The following is an 18,024-nucleotide window of genomic DNA, read 5'->3' as shown; positions in this document are numbered from 1 at the left end:
AGGTGCCCACCGATCGGCTCAGAGGAGCCGCTCGGTGGTCTCCCCGCCGTCGAGTGTGCGCAGAACCGTCACGCCCACCACCAGCAGCAACTCGACGTCACCCTCGCCGGTCAGTCCTGCTCCCAGGGCAGAGACCTCCCCGACCGACTCCTGACTGACCGTCCAGTTGTCTCCCGCATCATGACTGATCAACACATGGCCCGCGACGCTGACGCCCACGATCGTCTGCGCATCGACCCAGCTTAGAAATTGGATGAGCTGCGGCGTGTCCAGTCGATCCCAGGTGGACCCGTCCTCGGAGCGCAGGACGCCCTCCTCGGTCGCGGCGAGCATGACTCCGCTGCCTTCGGCGATCGCGACGGATGCGGGAGCGGACTCGATGGGCAGGGTCGTCCATCTCTGGCCATCCTCGCTGACTCGCAGCTCGCCGTCGAAGCCCAGCACGCGATCGGAGGTGGACGCCAGCGCATGGAAGTCGGATTCGCCTCCCCGGGAGATCACGTTCCAGCTCTCGCCCCGATCCGTGGACTCGATGAGCCCGAGCGGCTCGGGAAGGTCGACCCCAGGCCCGGGGTGTCCAGATGCGAGATAGCGACCCTCGGGGGTTACGGTGAAGCCCATCAGATCGATCTCCGGTCCGACGGCGGTCGGCCGCCGCTCGCTGAGGCGAAACAGCCCCTCGTGCGCTGCCAGCAGCACGACCGACGGATCGTCGGGATCACGGACGACGGCATGGATGTGGGAGAGCGCTGGACTTGATGCCGGGGCCTGGGCCTGGGCCGGGGCCTCCGGCTGAGCTTCGCGCGAGCAGGCTGCCAGGGCACCCGTTCCGAGCACTCCAAGACCCCCGGCGATGAGGCGTCTGCGGTTCACGCGCTGCATTGGTCTATCTCCTCCAAGAGTGGAACGGCCAGCCATCAACCCTAGCCGCGACAGGTCCTAGAAGGGCGTCGGATCAGCTCAAGATTCGATGAAGCTCACGTCGTGGCCAGACCTTGACCTATATACCCCCTGGGGGTATACATGGACCATGGATCATTCACCGCGAGCACCCCACGAGACCGCAGCAGGCCCCGCTGCGGACACCCCACACCACGGGCACGGGCACGGGCAGGATCAACATCCGAGCCATGACAGCCCTGAAGCGCATCAGGACCACGCTGGACATTCAGGACACAGCCACGGAAGCCACGGAGGACATGAGGGCCACGCTGACCACGTCGGCCAGTTCCGCCGGCTGTTCTGGATCATGACGGCGCTGGCCGTCCCGGTGGTGGGCTTCAACGAGATGTTCGCGCACCTGGTCGGCTACGAACTCCCCGACGCCGCGTGGGTGTGGTGGGTCTCCCCCATCCTGGGCACGGTCGTCTACCTCTGGGGCGGCCGCCCCTTCCTCACGGGGGCCGTCGCAGAGATCCGGAGCCGGCAGCCCGGCATGATGCTGCTCATCGGGCTGGCGATCACCGTGGCGTTCCTCGCGTCCTGGGGTGCGACGCTGCGGATCCTGGATCACGAGCTGAACTTCTGGTGGGAGCTGGCCCTGCTCGTGGTCATCATGCTGCTGGGCCATTGGATCGAGATGCGCTCGCTGGCGCAGACCACCTCGGCCCTGGACTCCCTGGCGGCGCTGCTTCCGGATGAGGCCGAGAAGGTCCAGGGCGACGACGTCGTGACGGTCGCCCCAGCCGACCTGGCCGTCGGCGATGTGGTGATCGTCAGGCCCGGCTCCTCAGTGCCGGCCGACGGGAGAATCACCGACGGAGCCGCCTCGATGGATGAATCGATGGTCACCGGTGAATCCAAGACGGTCCATCGCAGCACCGGGGAGCAGGTCGTCGCCGGCACGGTGGCCACAGACTCCGGGCTGCGCGTCGAAGTCACCGCCATCGGAGCGGACACCGCTCTGGCCGGCATCCAGAAGCTCGTCTCGGATGCCCAGGAATCCTCTTCCAAGGCCCAACGCATCGCTGACACCGCCGCCGGCTGGCTGTTCTGGTTCGCCCTGGGATCCGCGGTCGTCACCGCGCTGACCTGGGCAGTCCTCGGGATGCCCGACGCTGCGGTGATCCGCACGATCACCGTCCTGGTGATCGCCTGCCCCCACGCGCTGGGCCTTGCGATCCCCCTGGTCGTCTCGATCGCCACCGAACGGGCCGCCCGGGCAGGCGTGCTGGTGAAGGACCGTCTGGCACTGGAGTCCATGCGCACGGTCAACGCCGTGCTCTTCGACAAGACCGGCACGCTCACCAAGGGCGAACCCACGGTGACAGCGGTCCATCCTGCCGGAGACCGCCGAGAGAACGAGGTGCTGGCACTGGCCGCCGCTGCGGAGTCAGGCAGCGAGCACCCGTTGGCCAGGGCGATCATGGGTGCTGCGGCGACCCGTGAGCTGGATGTGCCCAGGGCTGCCGAGTTCTCCTCCTCCCCCGCGGTGGGCGTCCGCGCCACGGTCGAGGGCAGCGTCGTCGAAGTCGGCGGCCCACATCTTCTTGACCAGCGCGAACGCGAGGAGCTCCCCGTCGCAGAGCAGTGGCGTGAGGAAGGCGCGATCATCCTCCACGTGCTGGCAGACCGCGAGGTCATCGGAGCGCTGCGACTGGCGGACGAGGTCCGGCCGGAATCCCGCGCCGCCATCGGCTCCCTCCACGCCCGAGGCGTCGAAGTCGTCATGATCACCGGGGACGCCCAGGCAGTGGCCGACACGGTGGCGCGAGATCTGGGCATCGACAGGGTCTTCGCAGGGGTCCGGCCCGAGGACAAGGCGGCGAAGGTCGCGGCACTCCAGTCCGAAGGCATGAAGGTGGCCATGGTCGGCGACGGCGTCAACGACGCCCCCGCCCTGGCTCAGGCCGACGTCGGCATCGCGATCGGCGCAGGCACCGACGTGGCCATAGGATCCGCTGGAGTCATCCTGGCCAGCTCAGACCCCCGCTCGGTGCTGTCGGTCTTCAGACTCTCCGAGGCGAGCTACCGGAAGATGAAGCAGAACCTATGGTGGGCCGCCGGCTACAACCTGGCCGCGGTGCCACTCGCCGCGGGCGTGCTGGCGCCGGTGGGATTCGTGCTGCCCATGAGCATCGGCGCGATCCTGATGTCAGCTTCCACCGTCGTGGTTGCGCTGAATGCCCAGCTGCTGCGCCGGCTCGACCTCTCGCCCGAGGCAAGCACCTCGGAGCTCCCCGACCGAAGCACCTAGGCGGCAGACCCGGCACCGCCGAGGACCCGTGACGGGACGTCCAGCTCGCCTCGCTACGATGAAGCATCTGAGAGGTGCCGTACTGGGCTCACTCCGGCATCACTCGAGAACACCAAGGGGCCCGATGTTCCAGCGAAAGACCCCCGATGTGGGGCCCGGCACGCGGCGGGTGCAGGTCGGTGAGCATGCCGTGGATGTCCGCGGGACGTTCACCCCGCAGCGCCCACCGATCGTGCTGGTGCACGGGCTCGGCATGTCCGGAGAGTACTTCCTGCCCCTCTCCGAGGAGCTCGCGGCGACCCACGACGTCTACGCGCTGGACCTGCCCGGCTACGGCAAGACTCCCACTCCGGATCACGCGCTGACCATCTCGGAACTCGGCGCGGTCGTCGCCGGGCTGGTCAGGACCCTGGAACTGGATCGCCCCGTCGTCGTCGGGCATTCGATGGGGTGCCAGGTCATCGCCGACACGGTCGCGACCAACCCGCGCCTCTATGCCGGCTATGTGCTGATCGGGCCGACAGTGGACCCGGGACAGCGCAGCTTCCTCGGCCAGAGCGCACGGCTGGTCCGCGACACCCTGCGTGAACCGGTGCGCAATAACGTCGTGGTGTTCCGCAACTACCTGCGCATTGGCCCGCTGCGCTACCTGATCACGGTCCGACACATGCTCAGGCACCGGACCGAGGAGTCCGTCCGGCGCTGCTCGATCCCCGGGCTGGTGGTCCGCGGCGAGCGGGATCCGATCGCCTCGGCGCAGTGGGCCCGGCGGCTGGTAGACCTCGCCCCGGATGCCAGCCTGCTGGAGATCCCGGATGCTCCACATGCGCTCCAGATCAACCGGGCTCCGGAGCTCGCCGCCGGATGCGCCCCGTTCCTGGCCGCCGTCGACGCCGAGCGGCGCGACCCGCTGCAGACCTCCCGGCCCGCATGACTCGGCTGCATCGGGGCGTCCCCTGCCGCACCGGGGGCGATGGTCGCCTGCGGGCCGTGACCGATCTCGGCCTCAACCTCAGCGCCTGGATCCGCGACTACGCCTACGCGCTGCGCTGGCAGGTGTCCGGACTGCTCCGTGGGCCTGACCCTCAGGCGTACCGCCGGCCCGACTCGGAGGAGCCAACAGTCCTGCTGCTGCCGGGGATCTATGAGACCTGGTCCTTCATGCTTCCGGTGGCTGACGCGCTGCGAGAGGCGGGCTACGATGTGCACGCCGTGGTGGACCTGGGCTACAACGGCGGCACCATCGCGGACATGGCCGACCTGGTGGAGGAGCACATCCGACGTGAGGGCATCGGGCGCTGCGTGCTGGTCGCGCACAGCAAGGGCGGACTGATCGGCAAGCTCCTGCTCACCCGGCGCCTCGACACCGACCTGGTCCTCGGAATGGTCACGCTGAACACCCCGTTCGAGGGATCACCACTGGCCCGACTGCTGCCGCTTCCCGCGATCAGACTCTTCCTGCCGCGCTCCCCGGAGCTCGCAGAGCTCGGTGCCAGCCACCAGGTGAATCGCAGGATCGTCTCGATCTACGGTCGCTTCGACCCGCACATCCCCGGTGGAAGCCACCTCGAAGGCGCGCACAATGTGCAGCTCGGCAGCCGCGGACACTTCCTGCCGCTCGGCAGAGCTCGGGTGCACGAGGCGATTCTCGAAGGAGTCCGTCGGGTCTCGCACGGACAGGCCGCTGGATGAATCTGCGTCAGCTCCGGTACTTTCTCGCCGTCGTGGACCAGGGAGGAGTGCACCGAGCCGCCGACTCACTGATGGTCGCCCAACCCTCGATCTCACAGGCATTGCGGAGCCTGGAGCAGGAGCTCGGCACCAGACTGTTCCACCGGACGGGACGCTCCCTGACGCTGACCGCCGCAGGCGAAGCGATCATCCCTGCCGCACGCGAGGTGATGCACGGAGTGGACCTGGCCCGGTCGTTGGTCGACGCCGTCGACGGGCTCCAGACCGGACGTCTGGTGATCTGCTCGACTCCCTCACAGGCGGCAAGCCCGCTGGCCCCCTTGGTGGGGCGCTTCCTGGAGCAGTATCCGGGTGTGCAGATCGTGGTCAAGGCCGCCGCCAGCCGCGGAGATGTCGTCTCCTCCCTGCGGGGAGGAGGCGCTGAGCTGGGCCTCATGGCGCGGTCAGTGAACGAGGCGCCACCCCGGGACCTGACCATCCAATCCCTGGAGGTCCAGAACTATCTCTGCGTCGCCAAGGATCCGCAGGCCCTTCCCCCCGGTCCGGCACCCCTGCCTCCACGGGCGCTCTCCGGCGCACGCCTGATCGTGGGCCAGCCCGGCACCGGGGTGCGACGCGCAGCCGATCTGGTGCTCGCCGGGGCTCCCGGCAGCAGCATCGCCGTGGAGATCGAGAGTCGCGAGGCACTCCTTCCGCTGGTCCTCGCCGGCGCTGGCATCGCCGTGGTGGCCGATGGCTTTCGCGCGGCAGCTGAGGCCTCGGGACTCACGGTCAGAGAGCTGGACCTCCCGGAGTCTCTGGCTGTCGACCTGATGCACCGTCCGGGCCCGGTCAGCCCCGCGGCGCATGCGTTTCTCACCCTTGCAGGTGACTGGTCCAGCACTGAAGACCCGGAAAATCAAGACAGATAAGAAAATCCTATCGACGTGACCACTTCTTCGTCTTGGACACTATGCAAGCTGATGCTGTGTGATGTAGCTCATGCTTGATACCCGTTGCGCATTCTTACACCCCTCTGCGGCATCAATGACGAGCCGTTCGACCCCACTATCGAAGAGGACCAGACCATGACCGAGCAGCCACCAGGCACTGCCTCCCAGCAAGGGAATACTGCCTCCCAGCAAGGGAATACGGAGCAGTCCGTTCACTCCACCGAAAGCGCCGGTCCTGCGCGTTCGCCCGGGAAGACCTGGGCCTTCCGCGCCCTCGGCATCATCCTCGCGATCCTGGTCTGGGCACTGCTGGGCGCCGCTGACATGTCCGCCGACGCCCGACTCGTCGCCGGGGTCGCGATCCTCATGGCCGTGTGGTGGATGACCGAATCCATGCCCCTCTCGGTCACCTCCCTGCTGCCCATCGTGCTCTTCCCCGTCCTGACCGCCCTCGAGATCGCAGAGGTCACCGCACCGTATGCGAACCCGATCGTGTTCCTCTTCCTCGGCGGGTTCCTCATCGCGATCGCGATGCAGAAATGGAACCTCCACCGCCGCATCGCGCTGCTGACCCTGCAACGAGTCGGCACCCACCCCCGCCAGATCATCCTGGGCATGATGATCGCCACCGCGTTTCTCTCCATGTGGGTCTCCAACACCGCCACCACCCTGATGATGCTGCCCATCGGACTCAGCGTGCTCACCCTGGTCATCGAAAACAGCCGCAACACCGGCACCCAGGCCGAGACCGCATCGATGAGTGAAGAGATCCGTGCCGGCAGAGCCATCAGCGACGTCATCGAAAACCGCGAAGTCCGGATCTTCGGGGTCGCCCTGGTGCTCTCCATCGCCTGGGCCGCGACCATCGGAGGACTCGGCACCCTGCTGGGCTCCCCACCCAACGCGATCGTGGCCGGCTACATCAGCGATGAACTCGGCCAGACCGTCGGCTTCGCTCAATGGATGATGCTCGGCGTCCCGATCGTGATCGTGTTCATCGGCCTGTCCTGGCTGTTGATCACCCGGGTGATGTTCCGGTTCCAGCTCGAGGAGATCCCCGGCGGCAAGAAGCTCATCGACCAGGAGATCGCCGGTCTGGGCCGGATGAGCCAGGGCGAGAAGGTCGTGCTCGGGGTCTTCATCCTGGCCGCGTTCTGCTGGATCGTGCCCGGAGTGCTCTCCGGGATCGGCGACATCGGCGAACAGCTGCCCTGGCTGGAACTCTTCGATGACACCGTGATCGCCATCGGCGCCGGAGTCCTGCTGTTCCTGATCCCCGGAGACAAGCACGGGAACATGACCCTGCAGTGGAAAGACGCCGAAGAAGGCCTGCCCTGGGGCGTGCTGCTGCTCTTCGGCGGCGGCCTCTCCCTGGCCGCGGCCGTGGCGTCCACCGGGCTCGATGCCTGGTTCGGTGAACAGGTCAGCGGCCTGGGTGCGCTGCCGATCGTGTTGCTGCTCGCGGTGGTGGTGACCATCGTGTTGCTGCTGACTGAGATCACCAGCAACACCGCGACCGCGGCGACGTTCATCCCGATCCTCGGCGGTGTCGCGGTCGGGATCGGGGTGGACCCGATCACGCTGCTGATCCCGGCCGCGCTGGCCGCGACGTGCGCGTTCATGCTGCCGGTGGGGACCCCGCCGAACGCGATCGTCTACGCGACCGGGTATGTGAAGATCACCGAGATGGTCCGTGGTGGGCTGGTCCTCAACGTGGTCGGGGTCATCTTGATCACGATCTTCACCGTGCTCATCGGACCGTTCGCCTTCGACATGGTCTTCTGATCTGACTCATGCTGAAAGCTCGCGGCCGCGTCCGCAGGCCCTGGTGCCACACCTCCACGGTGTCACCCAGAGCCTGCGGGCGCGGCCGCAGTCGTTCACCCTCGCGCGGCGGCTCAGCCGCGAGAGCACCTTCAGCTGGAGAGATCTTTGAAATACCGGGCAACCGGCCAACGCTGAAAACCGACAGCCTCATAGGCAAGACGTGCAGGCTCATGTCCCGGGTCACCGCCGGTCTCCACCAGCACCATGCGCATGCCCGCTGCGCGCCCCTGGTCGAACGAGTGCTCCATGAGGGCCCGGGCGATGCCCCTTCCCTGAAACGCCGGATCGACCGCCAGCACATAGATCTCACTCATCTGGTCCTGCGCGTGCAGCCGGGTACAGACCCAGCCCACGGTCGTCGGACCATCCACCGCCACGGCCACGTTCTCCGGCTCGCCATCGAGGACCGCGGCCAGATCCTCAGACTGACGCTCGCGCCAACCATGCGGATAGAAGTTCTCGTAGACGAACGGAGAGACCGACTCACGCATGAGTGGGAACACGGGATCCCAGGCGCGCAGGGACAGGGCGAGCACCGCGTCTCGATGCTGGGATGTGTACTTGAGGATCTCCACCACGATCCAAGCCTAGACGTCTCCCCGGAGCTGAGTCTCGCCCAAAACAATCACGTCTTTCGGGGCTTGACCCCGACCCGGACCTGCAGGTGACCCCCACGGGCCGAGTCCGCTCGAACGTGCGCGCAGTCGCGTTCCAGCCCGGTCCACGGGTGTGCCTCGATGTCGGCGCCGCCGAGCCGGCAGGCGAATCTGGCCAGCGGGCTCAGCGGCGCGCTGAGTCCGGTCGGGCGCTGCATGTCCAGCACCCCCAGCTGCGCATCGGGGCTGGTCAGCTGCCAGAGCTTCTCCCAGGCCCGCTCCCACGGATCCATCAGCGACAGCGCATACGTGGCGAGTCCGACGCGGGACAGTGCCCGCCCGCCGGCGTCGGTGATCTGCTCGGAGATCTCTGCGGGGACCAGGGTGGTCGCGTCCGCCCGGATCAGGATCACGTTGTCCCAGCCGTGGCGGTCCGCCCGCTTCCGGGCCTGGGCGAGCATCTGGGCGCTGCGATCGATGCCCACGATGACCCCGCCTGGTCCCGCCCGGCGCTGCAGCAGCGCGAAGTTCAGCCCGGTGCCGCAGCCGAGGTCCAACGCCTGGTCACCCGCACGCACCGCGAGGGACTCGATGAGCCGTCGTCGTCCCGCACCGTAGACGGGGTGCTCGGCGGAGAGCAGATCGTAGAACGGGGCGAAAGCGGTGTACTTCTCGGCGCTGCCTCTCTTCAAGACCAGGCTTCCCTTCCACGTACGCTGTGCACAACTGTTCCAGGTTCACCGCCCAGGGTATGTGCTGATGCCTGTCTCGCCTGTCCGCTGCCGAAGGAGCTCACCATGGAGGATCTGATCGACCTGCTGGTCATCGGCGGCGGCACCGCCGGGATTGTGGGGGCGAAGACCGCGGCCCGGCTGGGTGCCCGCACGGTGATGATCGAGCAGCATCGGACCGGCGGCGACTGTCTCTGGACCGGGTGCGTACCCTCGAAGACCATCCTCTCCGCGGCTGGGCGGGCCGCGGTGATCCGCGAGGCCGCTGGCCTCGAGCCGGACTTCGACACGGTCCGGGCACGCATCCGCGCGACGATCACCACCATCGAACCCGAAGATTCCCCGGAGGCCCTGGAGCGCGCCGGCGTGACCGTGGTGCACGGGACCGCCCGGTTCATCGCTCCGGGCGTGGCGGAGGTCTCGGGCGGCGCGCAGATCGATGGTGCTGCGGGGAACGAGAGCCCTGCCGGAGCCGCAGGGCACGGAGTTGGCGCGGTTCATCGGATTCACTTCCGCCAGGTTCTGGTCGTGACCGGCAGCACTCCTTCCGTCCCGACGATTCCCGGCCTGGACGACGCCGGATATGTCACGTCGGAGACCGTCTGGGACCTGACCGCGCTGCCGCCGCGGCTGCTGGTGATCGGCGGCGGCCCGATCGCCTGCGAACTGGGCCAGGCCTTCGCCCGGCTCGGCTCGCACGTGACGGTGCTAGCCCGTTCGCGACTGCTGCCCAAGGAGGACCCCGACGCCGCCGACCTGGTGCAGGCAGGCCTGGAACGCGACGGCGTCACGGTGCTCCTCGATGATGAGCCCACCAGTGTCCAGCTCGCGCCGGACAGCACCGACACCACCGACACCACCGAGGAACCTGGCGTGGCAGGCGACAAGGTGGTCACCACTGCGGCGGGTCGACGGCTGGAGGCCGACGTCGTCCTGGTCGCCACCGGTCGCACCCCGCGGACCGCAGGCCTGGGGCTGGAACATCTAGGGGTGGACTGCGACGACGCCGGCCACGTCATCGTCGATGCCGCGCTGCGCTCCTCGAACCCCGCCCTCTTCGCGGCCGGCGACGTCACTCCGCACCAGAAGTTCACCCATCTGGCCGGGGTCCATGCCAGCACTGCGGCCTCCAACGCGGTGCTGGGTCTGCGCCGACGGGTCAGCGCCACGGCACCGCGGATCACCTACACCTCCCCGGAGGTCGCCGCGGTCGGGCTCACCGCAGCCACCGGCCCAGGCATGACCACTTCGACGGTCTCGCTGGAGCACACTGACCGGGCGCTGGCTGAGGACTCCACGGAAGGGTTCGCCCGGCTGGTGATCAGCCGGCGCGGTCGGATCCTCGGCGGCACCATCGTGGGTCCACGGGCGGGTGAGTCACTCGGAGAGCTGACCCTCGCCGTTGCGCAGAAGCTCACCACCCGGCAGCTCGCCGCGGTCACCCACGCCTACCCGACCTTCAACGACGCCCTCTGGAACGCCGCGATCGCCCATGCCCGCGGCGGACTGGACGCCCCCGCGGTCAAGGCGGCGACCAGCGCACTGGCCGCCCTGGTGCGACGACGCCGCCGCGGTCCTGGGTCTCAGCCCAGCGCCCGATAGCCGACGACGACGCGGTGCCCCGCGCTCAGGCCGACCAGCAACGCCCAGAGAGCGGCGATCGGGGCGGCCGCGAAGGGGAAGATCAGCCACAGGCTGTGCACGAGTACGGTCTCGGCCCCCTCCGCCAGGCCACCGATGAAGGAGAGCGACCGGCCGTCGTCGAGCGTTCTGCCCTGCTTCTCTGCAATGGAGGAGAACGCGAGGAACGCGCCGCCGTTGATGTAGTAGGCGAAGAGCACCAGCAGGAACGGCAGCCAGGGTGCCTCGAAGGCCGCGGTCGCGCCGATGGCCACCCCGACCACTGTGGCGCCATAGACGATGAAGTCCGCGCAGATGTCCCAGAAGCCGCCCTGTCCAGAGTCAGGTGAGTGCCCACCGGCCCGGCGCCGGGCCAGCGGGCCGTCCAACCCGTCGGCGACCCGGCAGAGCAGCCAGAGGATCAGCGCCGGGATCCACTGCTGGGTCGCGGCCAGTGCGGCGCTGAGCAGGCCGGCGGTGAGATTCAGCCCGGTGAGCCGATTCGGGGTCACCCAGGGCACATCCAGGAGCCGAGCGCCCGCCTCGAGCGCGGGGCTGAGAGCGGACCTGAGCCTGGCATCAAACATCGGTCGCGGTGCTCCTTCGGTGGGCACGGACGGCAAGAGCGACCCCGGTGAGGGTCAGGATTCCGAGCACCGCGAGGGCCAGCTCCGCGTGGGCGCCCGACTCGAAGCCGTAGGCGCCGATCGCCAGGTAGCTGGCGGTGCCGGGGATGATCCCGATCAGGGTGCCCAGGAAATAGGGCCACCAGCCCAACGAGGTCAGGCCGACGGAATAGTTGATCGCGGTAAAGGGCAGCACCGGCACCAGCCGGACGCCCAGCACGGCGGCGAACCCGTGACGGTCCAAGACCTCTTCGACCTTAGCGACCCGGGTGCCGGTGAACCGCTCGACTGCCTCGCGGCCCAGTGCGCGACCCAGCCAGAAGGCGGCGGAGGCACCCAGTATGGCGGCGGTGTAGACGATCAGCAGCCCGGAGCCGAAGCCGAAGAGCACTCCGGCGCCGATGGAGAGCACGTTCTTCGGCACCGGAGCCAGGGTCAGTGCGGCGTAGCCGAGACCGAACCCGAGCGGGCCCCACCAGCCGGCACCGGCGAGGTGGGCGCGGATCTGCTCCAGCGGAGGCAGTGGCAGCAGCAGTGCAGCGAGGGTGAAGACCGCCAGCGTCACCACCAGCAACACGGCTTTGACCACCGCGACTCGGCGGCGTCGCTGCGTCGCGGCCGCGGAGCCGGGGGCATGCGCGGCCGCAGAGCTGGGGCGGTCCGGCTCCTGGTCACTCACTCTCCAGAGCGTACTGGAGCCCAGCGGCAGCGCCCCTGAGCGCCGGGGGCCCGGGCTGGATCCCGGGCGCTCGGCGCCCCGCCCGTGGTAGGAAGGGGTCCATGACTGTCTCCCCGCCCGTGGTGCTCTTCGATGTCAACGAGACGCTGTCCGATATGGGTCCCCTGGTGGGGGCGTTCGAGGAGGCGGGGATGCCGGCTGCGGGGGCGTCGCTGTGGTTCACCGAGGTGCTCCGCGACGGGTTCGCACTGACCGCCACCGGAGAGAATCCAGATTTCGTGGTGATCGCTCGCGACGCCCTGCGCCGCCACCTGGATATGGCCCCTGGAGCTCGCGATGACCCTGGGCAGGCGGACCGAGTCCTGGAGGTCTTCACCCACCTCGAGCTTCATCCCGATGTCGTGCCGGGCGTCGCGGCTCTGCGCCGGAGTGCAGAGCTGGTCACGCTGAGCAACGGATCGGCGGCGATCGCGGAGTCCCTGCTGGCCCGCGGCGGCGTGCGGGAGCTCTTCTCGCAGTGCCTCAGCGTCGGGGAGGCACCGCTGTGGAAGCCTGCTCGGGAGGCCTACGAGTATGCCGCGGGGCAGACCGGACGACGCGTGGATGAGCTCATGCTGGTCGCGGTGCACCCTTGGGACATCCACGGGGCCGCGACGGCAGGTCTTCGGACGGCGTGGATCAATCGCACCGGGGCGGCGTATCCGAGCTATTTCCAGGCCCCGGAGATCGAAGCTGAGCACTTGGTGGGTCTCGCGGAGATCCTCGAGGTGTCCGGGGGCTGAGCTCCAACCTCGCTCACCGCGCCTCGAGCACGAAGAACATGAAGCAGATGAACGACCGTCCCACCAGTGGCGGTGGGATCAGCTCGAGAGGTGTCTCCGGATCATAGGGCGGCTCGCTGACCGATGCGATGTCGAATCCGGCCTCCGTGAAGGCCGAGGTGATCGCCGGCAGGGGTCGATGCCAGTAGGTCAGCGTCGCCTCTTCGCCCGCGAAGGTGAACTGATCGGAGAACTGGGTCGTCGCGAAGTAGTCGGCCTTCGGGTAGTTGAGCATGTACACGTAAGGGTGATTCACCGAGAGGATCAACCGACCTCCGGGCTTGAGCACCCGGTGCAGCTCCGCCAGCGGTGACGTCCAATCCTCGAGGTAGTGCAGCACCAGGGACCCGACCACGTCATCGAAGGAGCTGTCCGCGTAGGGCAGCGGCTCGCCGAGGTCTGCCACGCGCAGGTCCACGTCTGTGCCGAGCCGCTGCCGGGCGATCTCCACCATGGCTGGGCTCAGATCGAATCCGACGACGTCGGCGCCCCGGTCGATCAGCGCGGCGGCGAGCGGCCCGGAGCCACAGCCGGCATCGAGCACTCGGCGCCCGTCCACATCTCCCACCAGGTCGATCATCGCGGGGCGTTCATAGTGCCCGTTCACGAAATTTACTTCGTTGTCTGCGGCGTAGGCTGAGGCGAAGCTGTCGTAGGGTGCTGTCTGCATTGCATGAACTCCCATTCATACTCACGGCATTCGGACCCCCTGCTTCGCCCATCCCAGCACATCCGCGTCCAGTTGCCTGGAACAACACTCATTGGTTTTCGAGCAGAACAGTGAACGATCCCGCGGAGAATGGTTGGATAAGCCCCGGAGGACCAGCAATAGTCTTGAGTTCATGGGTACACGGACAGAGAACCTGAAGCACAAGATCTTCGGGGATCGGCGAGATCAGCGGATCGCGATCCGTGACGCAGGATTCACCGACGAAGACCACGCCTCCGCCTGGGCCCATGAGGCACTCCGACAGGCACAGGTCAGCCCGGGGCACGAGCTGCAGGCGATCGCGGCTCTGCGCCGGCAGCGCCCAGATCTGACGCTGAGCACCGCCCGCTACATCCTGCATCGCGCGCAGCTCCGTTCAGGTGACTGAATCCTCAAGGTACCGCGTCGCGAAGGCGCGCGGCGGTCCAGTGTTGTCGGCGATCCGTTGATACATCAGGTCCATGTGGATGTGTTCGATGTCTCTGGACGAGGCCGGGATGAGCTGGGCCGCCGTGCCGAACGGATTGGGCAGGTGAGACTCGGTCGCGCCGTCGAGGCCGAGGTCCCCGGGAAACTCATCCGATTCCGTCATGCCGAACAGCCTATCGAGCTGGGGTTCTGCGTGGCGGGCTGGAGAGCCGCGGCAGACTGAACCTTCCGCTTCACGCCTGCTGTTCCTAGCATCGACCCCATGTCCACTCCCCTGCTGTTCCTCTCCGGCGCCGGACTCCCCTCCTGGATCTGGGACGAGGTCCGGTCCCTGGTGGAGGCCCCGACACGCGTGGCGCCACGACCTGACACAGGCACGTCTGTGGCTGATTACGCCCGGGCCGCCCTGGAGGCGGCCCCTGCCGAGAGGTTCATGCTGGTCGCGCATTCCTCGGGCGGAGTGGTCGCCGCCGACCTCGTCCTCTCCGCCGTGCCGGGACGCATCACCGGGGTGCTCGGGATCGCCGCCGTCGTCCCCCGGGAAGACGCATGCTTCGTCACCTCGATGCCGTTCCTGCAGCGGCTGGTCCTACCGGTGGTGATGCGGGTGGTCGGGACCCGGCCCCCAGAGTCCTCGATCCGAAAAGGCCTCGGCGCCGGTCTGGATGAGATCACCACCCAGCGCCTCGTCGACGACCTGTCACCGGAGCCGCGCGAGTACTTCACCAGCTGTGCCGCAGACCCTGCCGCCCTGTGCGCGCTGCCTGCGCGCGGATACCTCCTGACCACCGAGGACCCTGAGATGCCCCCGACCCTGCAGCGGCGCTTCGCCGCTCGGCTCAACCCCACTGAGACCTTCGACGTGCCCGCCGGACATCTGCCGATGCTCTCGCACCCGAGAGTCGTCGCGGCCGCCATCAGCTCACTCAGCGGCGCTGGATCATGAGCCGGAGACCGGGCGGCAGCTCGCTGCTGATCCGCCCACTGCGGACGGCCTTTGCCGAGAAGCCCTCGGTCTCACTGCTCTTCCCGGGTGCTGACATGGTCCTCGATGAGGCTCAACAGCGGGAGCAGATGCGCTGCAAGCTCCTCCCCCGCGCCGGTCAGCGAGTACTCCACCCGCGGTGGGATGGTGCCGTGATCCAACCGCGCGACGAATCCGTCCGACTCCAACACTTTCAGGGTCTGCGCCAGCATCTTCTCGCTGACCCCTTCAATGGTGCGGCGCAGCTCACTCCATCGCGCTGAATCTTGAGCGAGCGCAAAGATCACCAGCACGCCCCACTTGCTGGTGACGTGTTCCAGCAGGGTACGGCTGGGGCAGTTGGCGCTGAGAACTGAGACGACGGTCATGACAGCAACTTACCTTAAAGTGCGTACTAACTTTTGGGAAGCGATTGCGATCGAGCACGGTTGACCCCAGCAGGACACCACACGGGTGCCAGAATCGAAGGAGAACACATATGAGCATCGTCGTCACCGGAGCCACCGGCCATCTCGGCCGCCAGGTCATCGAGCAGCTGCTGGCCCGAGGGGCCGCACCCTCCGACATCGTCGCCGGCGGGCGCAGCCCCGACGCCCTGAGTGACCTCGCCACCCTGGGCGTGCGCACCGCGCGCATCGACTACGACGATCCGGCCACGCTCGAGGCGGCCTTCGCCGATGCAGAGAAGATCCTGCTGATCTCCGGCAACGAGGTGGGCCAGCGGGTCGCCCAGCACCAGGCCGTGATCGACGCCGCGCGGCAGGTCAGCGCCACCGTGGTCTACACCAGCGCCCCTAAGGCCTCGACCTCCGCGCTGGTGCTCGCCCCGGAGCACAAGGCCACCGAGGAGCTCCTGGCTGCTTCCGGACTGACCCACACCGTGCTGCGCAACAGCTGGTACACCGAGAACTACGACGACACCATCCGTCAGGGGGTCGCCACCGGCGCCCTGCTCACCAGCACCGCCGGCGGCAAGATCGCCAGCGCCCCGCGCCGTGACTACGCCGAAGCCGCCGCCGTGGTGCTGCTCAGCGATGAGCACGACGGCGCCATCCTGGAGCTCAGCGGCGATCAGCCGTGGGACTTCGATGAGCTGGCCGCGACCATCACGGAGGTCTCCGGACGCGAGGTGAGCGTGCAGCAGGTCTCCACCGAGGAGCACCTCGCCGCACTGAAGAGCTTCGGCCTCGATGAGGGCACCGCGGGCTTCGTCACGGCACTGGACGCGAACATCGCCGACGGGCTGCTCGCTGACTCGGACGGCACGCTCGCCCGGCTCCTCGGACGTCCGACGACGACGCTGAAGCGGCACGTCAGCGCCCTGCTTGCCGACTGAACGCAGCTACTCCCCACCATGGAAGAACAGGTGATCACCATGAACAGCATCGAGATTCTCAAGGACATCGCTCGCCGCCCGCTACAGGAGGCGCAGGCGCTGCGCCCGACCCTGACGCATAGGGTGCTCGACGCGCACCCGCATCACAACAACTCCATCGCCTGGCTGCTCTGGCACTCGGCCCGAGAGGTCGATGAGCAGCTCGCCAGCCTCTCCGGACAGCAGCCGGTCTGGACCGCGCAGGGATTCGCAGAACGGTTCGGCCTGGACCTCGACGACCACGAGATGGGATTCGGCCATACCGGCACCGAGGCACGCCGGATCCAAGTCAGCGATCCCGACCTGCTCGTGGAGCATCTGCGCGCCGTCGTCGAGGCCCAGCTGTCCTACCTGGACTCTCTGGATGAAGCGGACCTCGAGGAGGTGATCGACACCGACTGGGACCCGCCGGTCACCCGGGCGGCGCGACTGATCAGCATCTCGCTGGACGCCATGGCGCACCTCGCCCAGGCCGCCTACATCACCGGGATGGATCCGGACGCGTTTGAGGAGGCTCGGCCTGGGAAGCCTCCGGTGGGGAACCCTCAGTCCGAGGATCGCCGGGCGTAGGCGCACCGAGCGCAGGTCCACCGAGCGTAGGTCCACCGAGTTCGGGGGCGGCTGACGCTGCAGCCTCTGATCGGGCGGCCCCGGTGAGCTGACGCAGCCACTCCGGGGCCTCGAACAGCCAGTCCTGTCCGAGCCGCTGCGCCACCGCGTAGATCACCAGCGGCCCGATCACCCCGCACAGGGTCGGCAGGACCACGTGCGGGGTGAGGGCCTCCACCCCGAGCATGCTGAGCACGATCCGGGTGCTCGCGGTGAAGAAGACGTGCGCCACGAAGATCACCAGGGACAGCTCCCCGATGCGCGCCAGCCAGCGGGTGCGGGCCCCCATCCGCGCCAGCAGCAGGGCCACCGCGAGGATCGCGAGTACTCCGGCAGTCGAGGCGATGAACCCGAGCCCCACGCGCGCAGGCGTGCGGATGCCACCGTAGGCGGTGGGCGGGGTGGCCAGCAGCGTGTAGCCCAGCACCACCCATACGGTCCCGGCCCCGATGACGACGACCACGGCCCAGCCCATGTGCACCTGCTGCACCCAGCTGAGCAGTCGCCTGCCGGTGAGCACCACTCCGAGGAAGAAGAAGATGGTCAGCGCCAGCCCTTCTCCGCCGAGGATCCTCCAGTTCAGGCCCCACACCGCGGCGGAACCGAGAGCGGCCAGGCTCAGCGTCACGACGGCGGCCCGCTGGCTGCGCCAGGGCTTCGCAGCGGCGGTGAGCAGCATCATCACCGTGATCCAGCCGAAGAACCAGAACTGTTCCTTCGGCTCCCAGATGATGAGCAGCTCGACCGGATCCACCGGATCGTTCACGGCCGAGCCCGCGCCGATCTTCATGAGCAGCTGCAGCGTGGACCACAGGAAATAGAGCCAGAGGAAGGTCACCGATCGGGATCTGGCATAGTGCCACTCACCGTCGCGACGCATCCCTGATGCCACGAAGAGTCCCGCCAGGAAGGCGAAGACCGACAGGTGCGACATGTAGATGACCGAATCCACCTGGGTCAGCAGCGGGTCCTGCACCAGACCTGCCGGCTCGAACGCCCGCCACACGTGGCCAAGCACGATCAGGATGATCGCCAGCGCCTTGGCGATGTCGATGGTGGCGTCCCGTGCCGGCTGCACCGAATCTGGTCTCACGCGATCATCAAATACCAGCCGCATCGATTCGGCAAGCACTTTTCCTGCTTTCGTGTCCTCCGTTCCGTCCTCGACGGCCGCGAGGGTCGTCGTCATGGTTTAGT

The 18,024-nt window shown here is 67.9% G+C and carries 20 protein-coding genes; 11 read left to right on the top strand and 9 right to left on the bottom strand.

Going from position 1 to position 18,024, the window contains the following annotated elements:
* Window positions 1-18: 18 nt before the first annotated feature.
* Window positions 19-882, bottom strand: coding sequence for a F510_1955 family glycosylhydrolase (locus tag ACHAA4_RS09270; protein WP_435773887.1), 864 nt, complete (start codon window positions 880-882; stop codon window positions 19-21).
* Window positions 883-1,030: 148 nt separating this feature from the next.
* Here ACHAA4_RS09270 and ACHAA4_RS09265 point away from each other — a divergent pair, with 148 nt between their 5' ends.
* The 5 genes from ACHAA4_RS09265 (at window position 1,031) to ACHAA4_RS09245 (ending at window position 7,605) form a co-directional block, all read left to right on the top strand.
* A complete protein-coding gene (locus ACHAA4_RS09265; protein ID WP_435773886.1) occupies window positions 1,031-3,196 on the top strand; it encodes a heavy metal translocating P-type ATPase in 2,166 nt (721 codons plus the stop codon).
* 124 nt (window positions 3,197-3,320) lie between these two features.
* The gene (locus tag ACHAA4_RS09260; RefSeq protein WP_435773885.1) at window positions 3,321-4,130 is read left to right on the top strand and encodes an alpha/beta fold hydrolase; all 810 of its coding nucleotides are present in this window, start codon (window positions 3,321-3,323) and stop codon (window positions 4,128-4,130) included.
* Window positions 4,131-4,186: 56 nt separating this feature from the next.
* The gene (locus ACHAA4_RS09255; protein ID WP_435773884.1) at window positions 4,187-4,888 is read left to right on the top strand and encodes an alpha/beta hydrolase; all 702 of its coding nucleotides are present in this window, start codon (window positions 4,187-4,189) and stop codon (window positions 4,886-4,888) included.
* Window positions 4,885-5,799 (top strand): LysR family transcriptional regulator, encoded by a 915-nt coding sequence (locus ACHAA4_RS09250; RefSeq protein WP_435773883.1) that lies wholly within the window; start codon window positions 4,885-4,887, stop codon window positions 5,797-5,799. Before ACHAA4_RS09255 ends, ACHAA4_RS09250 begins: the two co-directional genes overlap by 4 nt.
* Window positions 5,800-5,955: 156 nt before the next feature.
* The gene (locus ACHAA4_RS09245) at window positions 5,956-7,605 is read left to right on the top strand and encodes an SLC13 family permease (protein ID WP_435773882.1); all 1,650 of its coding nucleotides are present in this window, start codon (window positions 5,956-5,958) and stop codon (window positions 7,603-7,605) included.
* Between the two features lie 131 nt (window positions 7,606-7,736).
* Here ACHAA4_RS09245 and ACHAA4_RS09240 read toward each other — a convergent pair whose 3' ends face one another.
* Together ACHAA4_RS09240 and ACHAA4_RS09235 are read right to left on the bottom strand one after the other, a co-directional pair.
* Complete coding sequence (locus ACHAA4_RS09240) at window positions 7,737-8,225, bottom strand: GNAT family N-acetyltransferase (RefSeq protein WP_435773881.1); 489 nt, start codon at window positions 8,223-8,225, stop codon at window positions 7,737-7,739.
* Between the two features lie 47 nt (window positions 8,226-8,272).
* Window positions 8,273-8,935, bottom strand: a complete 663-nt coding sequence (locus ACHAA4_RS09235; RefSeq protein WP_435773880.1) for a class I SAM-dependent methyltransferase — start codon at window positions 8,933-8,935, stop codon at window positions 8,273-8,275.
* Window positions 8,936-9,040: 105 nt separating this feature from the next.
* On the opposite strand from ACHAA4_RS09235, the gene ACHAA4_RS09230 reads away from it, so the two are divergent.
* Window positions 9,041-10,576 (top strand): dihydrolipoyl dehydrogenase family protein, encoded by a 1,536-nt coding sequence (locus tag ACHAA4_RS09230; RefSeq protein ID WP_435773879.1) that lies wholly within the window; start codon window positions 9,041-9,043, stop codon window positions 10,574-10,576.
* Here the strand turns inward: ACHAA4_RS09230 and ACHAA4_RS09225 are convergent.
* Together ACHAA4_RS09225 and ACHAA4_RS09220 are read right to left on the bottom strand one after the other, a co-directional pair.
* Entirely contained in the window at window positions 10,558-11,181 is a 624-nt protein-coding gene (locus ACHAA4_RS09225) for a CDP-alcohol phosphatidyltransferase family protein (RefSeq protein ID WP_435773878.1), read from the bottom strand. The genes ACHAA4_RS09230 and ACHAA4_RS09225 overlap by 19 nt on opposite strands.
* On the bottom strand, window positions 11,174-11,899 hold the full coding sequence (locus tag ACHAA4_RS09220; protein WP_435773877.1) for a TVP38/TMEM64 family protein: 726 nt from the start codon (window positions 11,897-11,899) through the stop codon (window positions 11,174-11,176). Before ACHAA4_RS09220 ends, ACHAA4_RS09225 begins: the two co-directional genes overlap by 8 nt.
* A 101-nt stretch (window positions 11,900-12,000) precedes the next feature.
* Between ACHAA4_RS09220 and ACHAA4_RS09215 the strand changes: the two genes are divergently transcribed.
* Window positions 12,001-12,681 carry a haloacid dehalogenase type II gene (locus tag ACHAA4_RS09215; RefSeq protein ID WP_435773876.1) on the top strand — a complete coding sequence of 227 codons (681 nt, stop codon included), beginning with the start codon at window positions 12,001-12,003 and terminating at the stop codon, window positions 12,679-12,681.
* Window positions 12,682-12,694: 13 nt separating this feature from the next.
* Here ACHAA4_RS09215 and ACHAA4_RS09210 read toward each other — a convergent pair whose 3' ends face one another.
* Window positions 12,695-13,390 (bottom strand): class I SAM-dependent methyltransferase, encoded by a 696-nt coding sequence (locus tag ACHAA4_RS09210; protein WP_435773875.1) that lies wholly within the window; start codon window positions 13,388-13,390, stop codon window positions 12,695-12,697.
* Window positions 13,391-13,562: 172 nt separating this feature from the next.
* On the opposite strand from ACHAA4_RS09210, the gene ACHAA4_RS09205 reads away from it, so the two are divergent.
* Window positions 13,563-13,817, top strand: a complete 255-nt coding sequence (locus tag ACHAA4_RS09205; RefSeq protein WP_435773874.1) for a hypothetical protein — start codon at window positions 13,563-13,565, stop codon at window positions 13,815-13,817.
* On the opposite strand, the gene ACHAA4_RS09200 is transcribed toward ACHAA4_RS09205, so the two are convergent.
* Window positions 13,806-14,021: a hypothetical protein gene (locus tag ACHAA4_RS09200; RefSeq protein ID WP_435773873.1), complete on the bottom strand. Its 216-nt coding sequence runs from the start codon at window positions 14,019-14,021 to the stop codon at window positions 13,806-13,808. The genes ACHAA4_RS09205 and ACHAA4_RS09200 overlap by 12 nt on opposite strands.
* Before the next feature lie 99 nt (window positions 14,022-14,120).
* Between ACHAA4_RS09200 and ACHAA4_RS09195 the strand changes: the two genes are divergently transcribed.
* Complete coding sequence (locus tag ACHAA4_RS09195; RefSeq protein WP_435773872.1) at window positions 14,121-14,804, top strand: alpha/beta fold hydrolase; 684 nt, start codon at window positions 14,121-14,123, stop codon at window positions 14,802-14,804.
* 71 nt (window positions 14,805-14,875) lie between these two features.
* Here the strand turns inward: ACHAA4_RS09195 and ACHAA4_RS09190 are convergent, their stop codons facing one another.
* Window positions 14,876-15,211, bottom strand: coding sequence for a winged helix-turn-helix transcriptional regulator (locus tag ACHAA4_RS09190; RefSeq protein WP_435773871.1), 336 nt, complete (start codon window positions 15,209-15,211; stop codon window positions 14,876-14,878).
* Window positions 15,212-15,321: 110 nt separating this feature from the next.
* Here ACHAA4_RS09190 and ACHAA4_RS09185 point away from each other — a divergent pair, with 110 nt between their 5' ends.
* On the top strand, window positions 15,322-16,179 hold the full coding sequence (locus ACHAA4_RS09185) for an SDR family oxidoreductase (protein WP_435773870.1): 858 nt from the start codon (window positions 15,322-15,324) through the stop codon (window positions 16,177-16,179).
* Window positions 16,180-16,197: 18 nt separating this feature from the next.
* Window positions 16,198-16,788, top strand: coding sequence for a mycothiol transferase (locus ACHAA4_RS09180; RefSeq protein WP_435773869.1), 591 nt, complete (start codon window positions 16,198-16,200; stop codon window positions 16,786-16,788).
* On the opposite strand, the gene ACHAA4_RS09175 is transcribed toward ACHAA4_RS09180, so the two are convergent.
* Window positions 16,700-18,016 (bottom strand): acyltransferase family protein, encoded by a 1,317-nt coding sequence (locus ACHAA4_RS09175; RefSeq protein ID WP_435773868.1) that lies wholly within the window; start codon window positions 18,014-18,016, stop codon window positions 16,700-16,702. The two genes, ACHAA4_RS09180 and ACHAA4_RS09175, sit on opposite strands and share 89 nt — an antisense overlap.
* Window positions 18,017-18,024 lie beyond the last annotated feature (8 nt).

This window comes from Nesterenkonia maliinae (genome assembly GCF_051262655.1).
Classification (GTDB): Bacteria; Actinomycetota; Actinomycetes; order Actinomycetales; family Micrococcaceae; genus Nesterenkonia.
The sequence above is the reverse complement of the archived record's forward strand: the minus strand, read 5'-3'. Positions and strand labels throughout refer to the sequence as shown.

Excerpts from the sequence above, each read along its gene's own strand:
- ACHAA4_RS09205 (WP_435773874.1), top strand. The coding sequence starts at position 13,563 with ATGGGTACACGGACAGAGAACCTGAAGCACAAGATCTTCGGGGATCGG.
- ACHAA4_RS09245 (WP_435773882.1), top strand. The coding sequence starts at position 5,956 with ATGACCGAGCAGCCACCAGGCACTGCCTCCCAGCAAGGGAATACTGCC.
- ACHAA4_RS09180 (WP_435773869.1), top strand. The coding sequence starts at position 16,198 with ATGGAAGAACAGGTGATCACCATGAACAGCATCGAGATTCTCAAGGAC.
- ACHAA4_RS09200 (WP_435773873.1), bottom strand. The coding sequence starts at position 14,021 with ATGACGGAATCGGATGAGTTTCCCGGGGACCTCGGCCTCGACGGCGCG.
- ACHAA4_RS09265 (WP_435773886.1), top strand. The coding sequence starts at position 1,031 with ATGGATCATTCACCGCGAGCACCCCACGAGACCGCAGCAGGCCCCGCT.
- ACHAA4_RS09195 (WP_435773872.1), top strand. The coding sequence starts at position 14,121 with ATGTCCACTCCCCTGCTGTTCCTCTCCGGCGCCGGACTCCCCTCCTGG.
- ACHAA4_RS09215 (WP_435773876.1), top strand. The coding sequence starts at position 12,001 with ATGACTGTCTCCCCGCCCGTGGTGCTCTTCGATGTCAACGAGACGCTG.
- ACHAA4_RS09185 (WP_435773870.1), top strand. The coding sequence starts at position 15,322 with ATGAGCATCGTCGTCACCGGAGCCACCGGCCATCTCGGCCGCCAGGTC.
- ACHAA4_RS09190 (WP_435773871.1), bottom strand. The coding sequence starts at position 15,211 with ATGACCGTCGTCTCAGTTCTCAGCGCCAACTGCCCCAGCCGTACCCTG.
- ACHAA4_RS09270 (WP_435773887.1), bottom strand. The coding sequence starts at position 882 with ATGCAGCGCGTGAACCGCAGACGCCTCATCGCCGGGGGTCTTGGAGTG.
- ACHAA4_RS09210 (WP_435773875.1), bottom strand. The coding sequence starts at position 13,390 with ATGCAGACAGCACCCTACGACAGCTTCGCCTCAGCCTACGCCGCAGAC.
- ACHAA4_RS09250 (WP_435773883.1), top strand. The coding sequence starts at position 4,885 with ATGAATCTGCGTCAGCTCCGGTACTTTCTCGCCGTCGTGGACCAGGGA.
- ACHAA4_RS09230 (WP_435773879.1), top strand. The coding sequence starts at position 9,041 with ATGGAGGATCTGATCGACCTGCTGGTCATCGGCGGCGGCACCGCCGGG.
- ACHAA4_RS09225 (WP_435773878.1), bottom strand. The coding sequence starts at position 11,181 with ATGTTTGATGCCAGGCTCAGGTCCGCTCTCAGCCCCGCGCTCGAGGCG.
- ACHAA4_RS09260 (WP_435773885.1), top strand. The coding sequence starts at position 3,321 with ATGTTCCAGCGAAAGACCCCCGATGTGGGGCCCGGCACGCGGCGGGTG.
- ACHAA4_RS09175 (WP_435773868.1), bottom strand. The coding sequence starts at position 18,016 with ATGACGACGACCCTCGCGGCCGTCGAGGACGGAACGGAGGACACGAAA.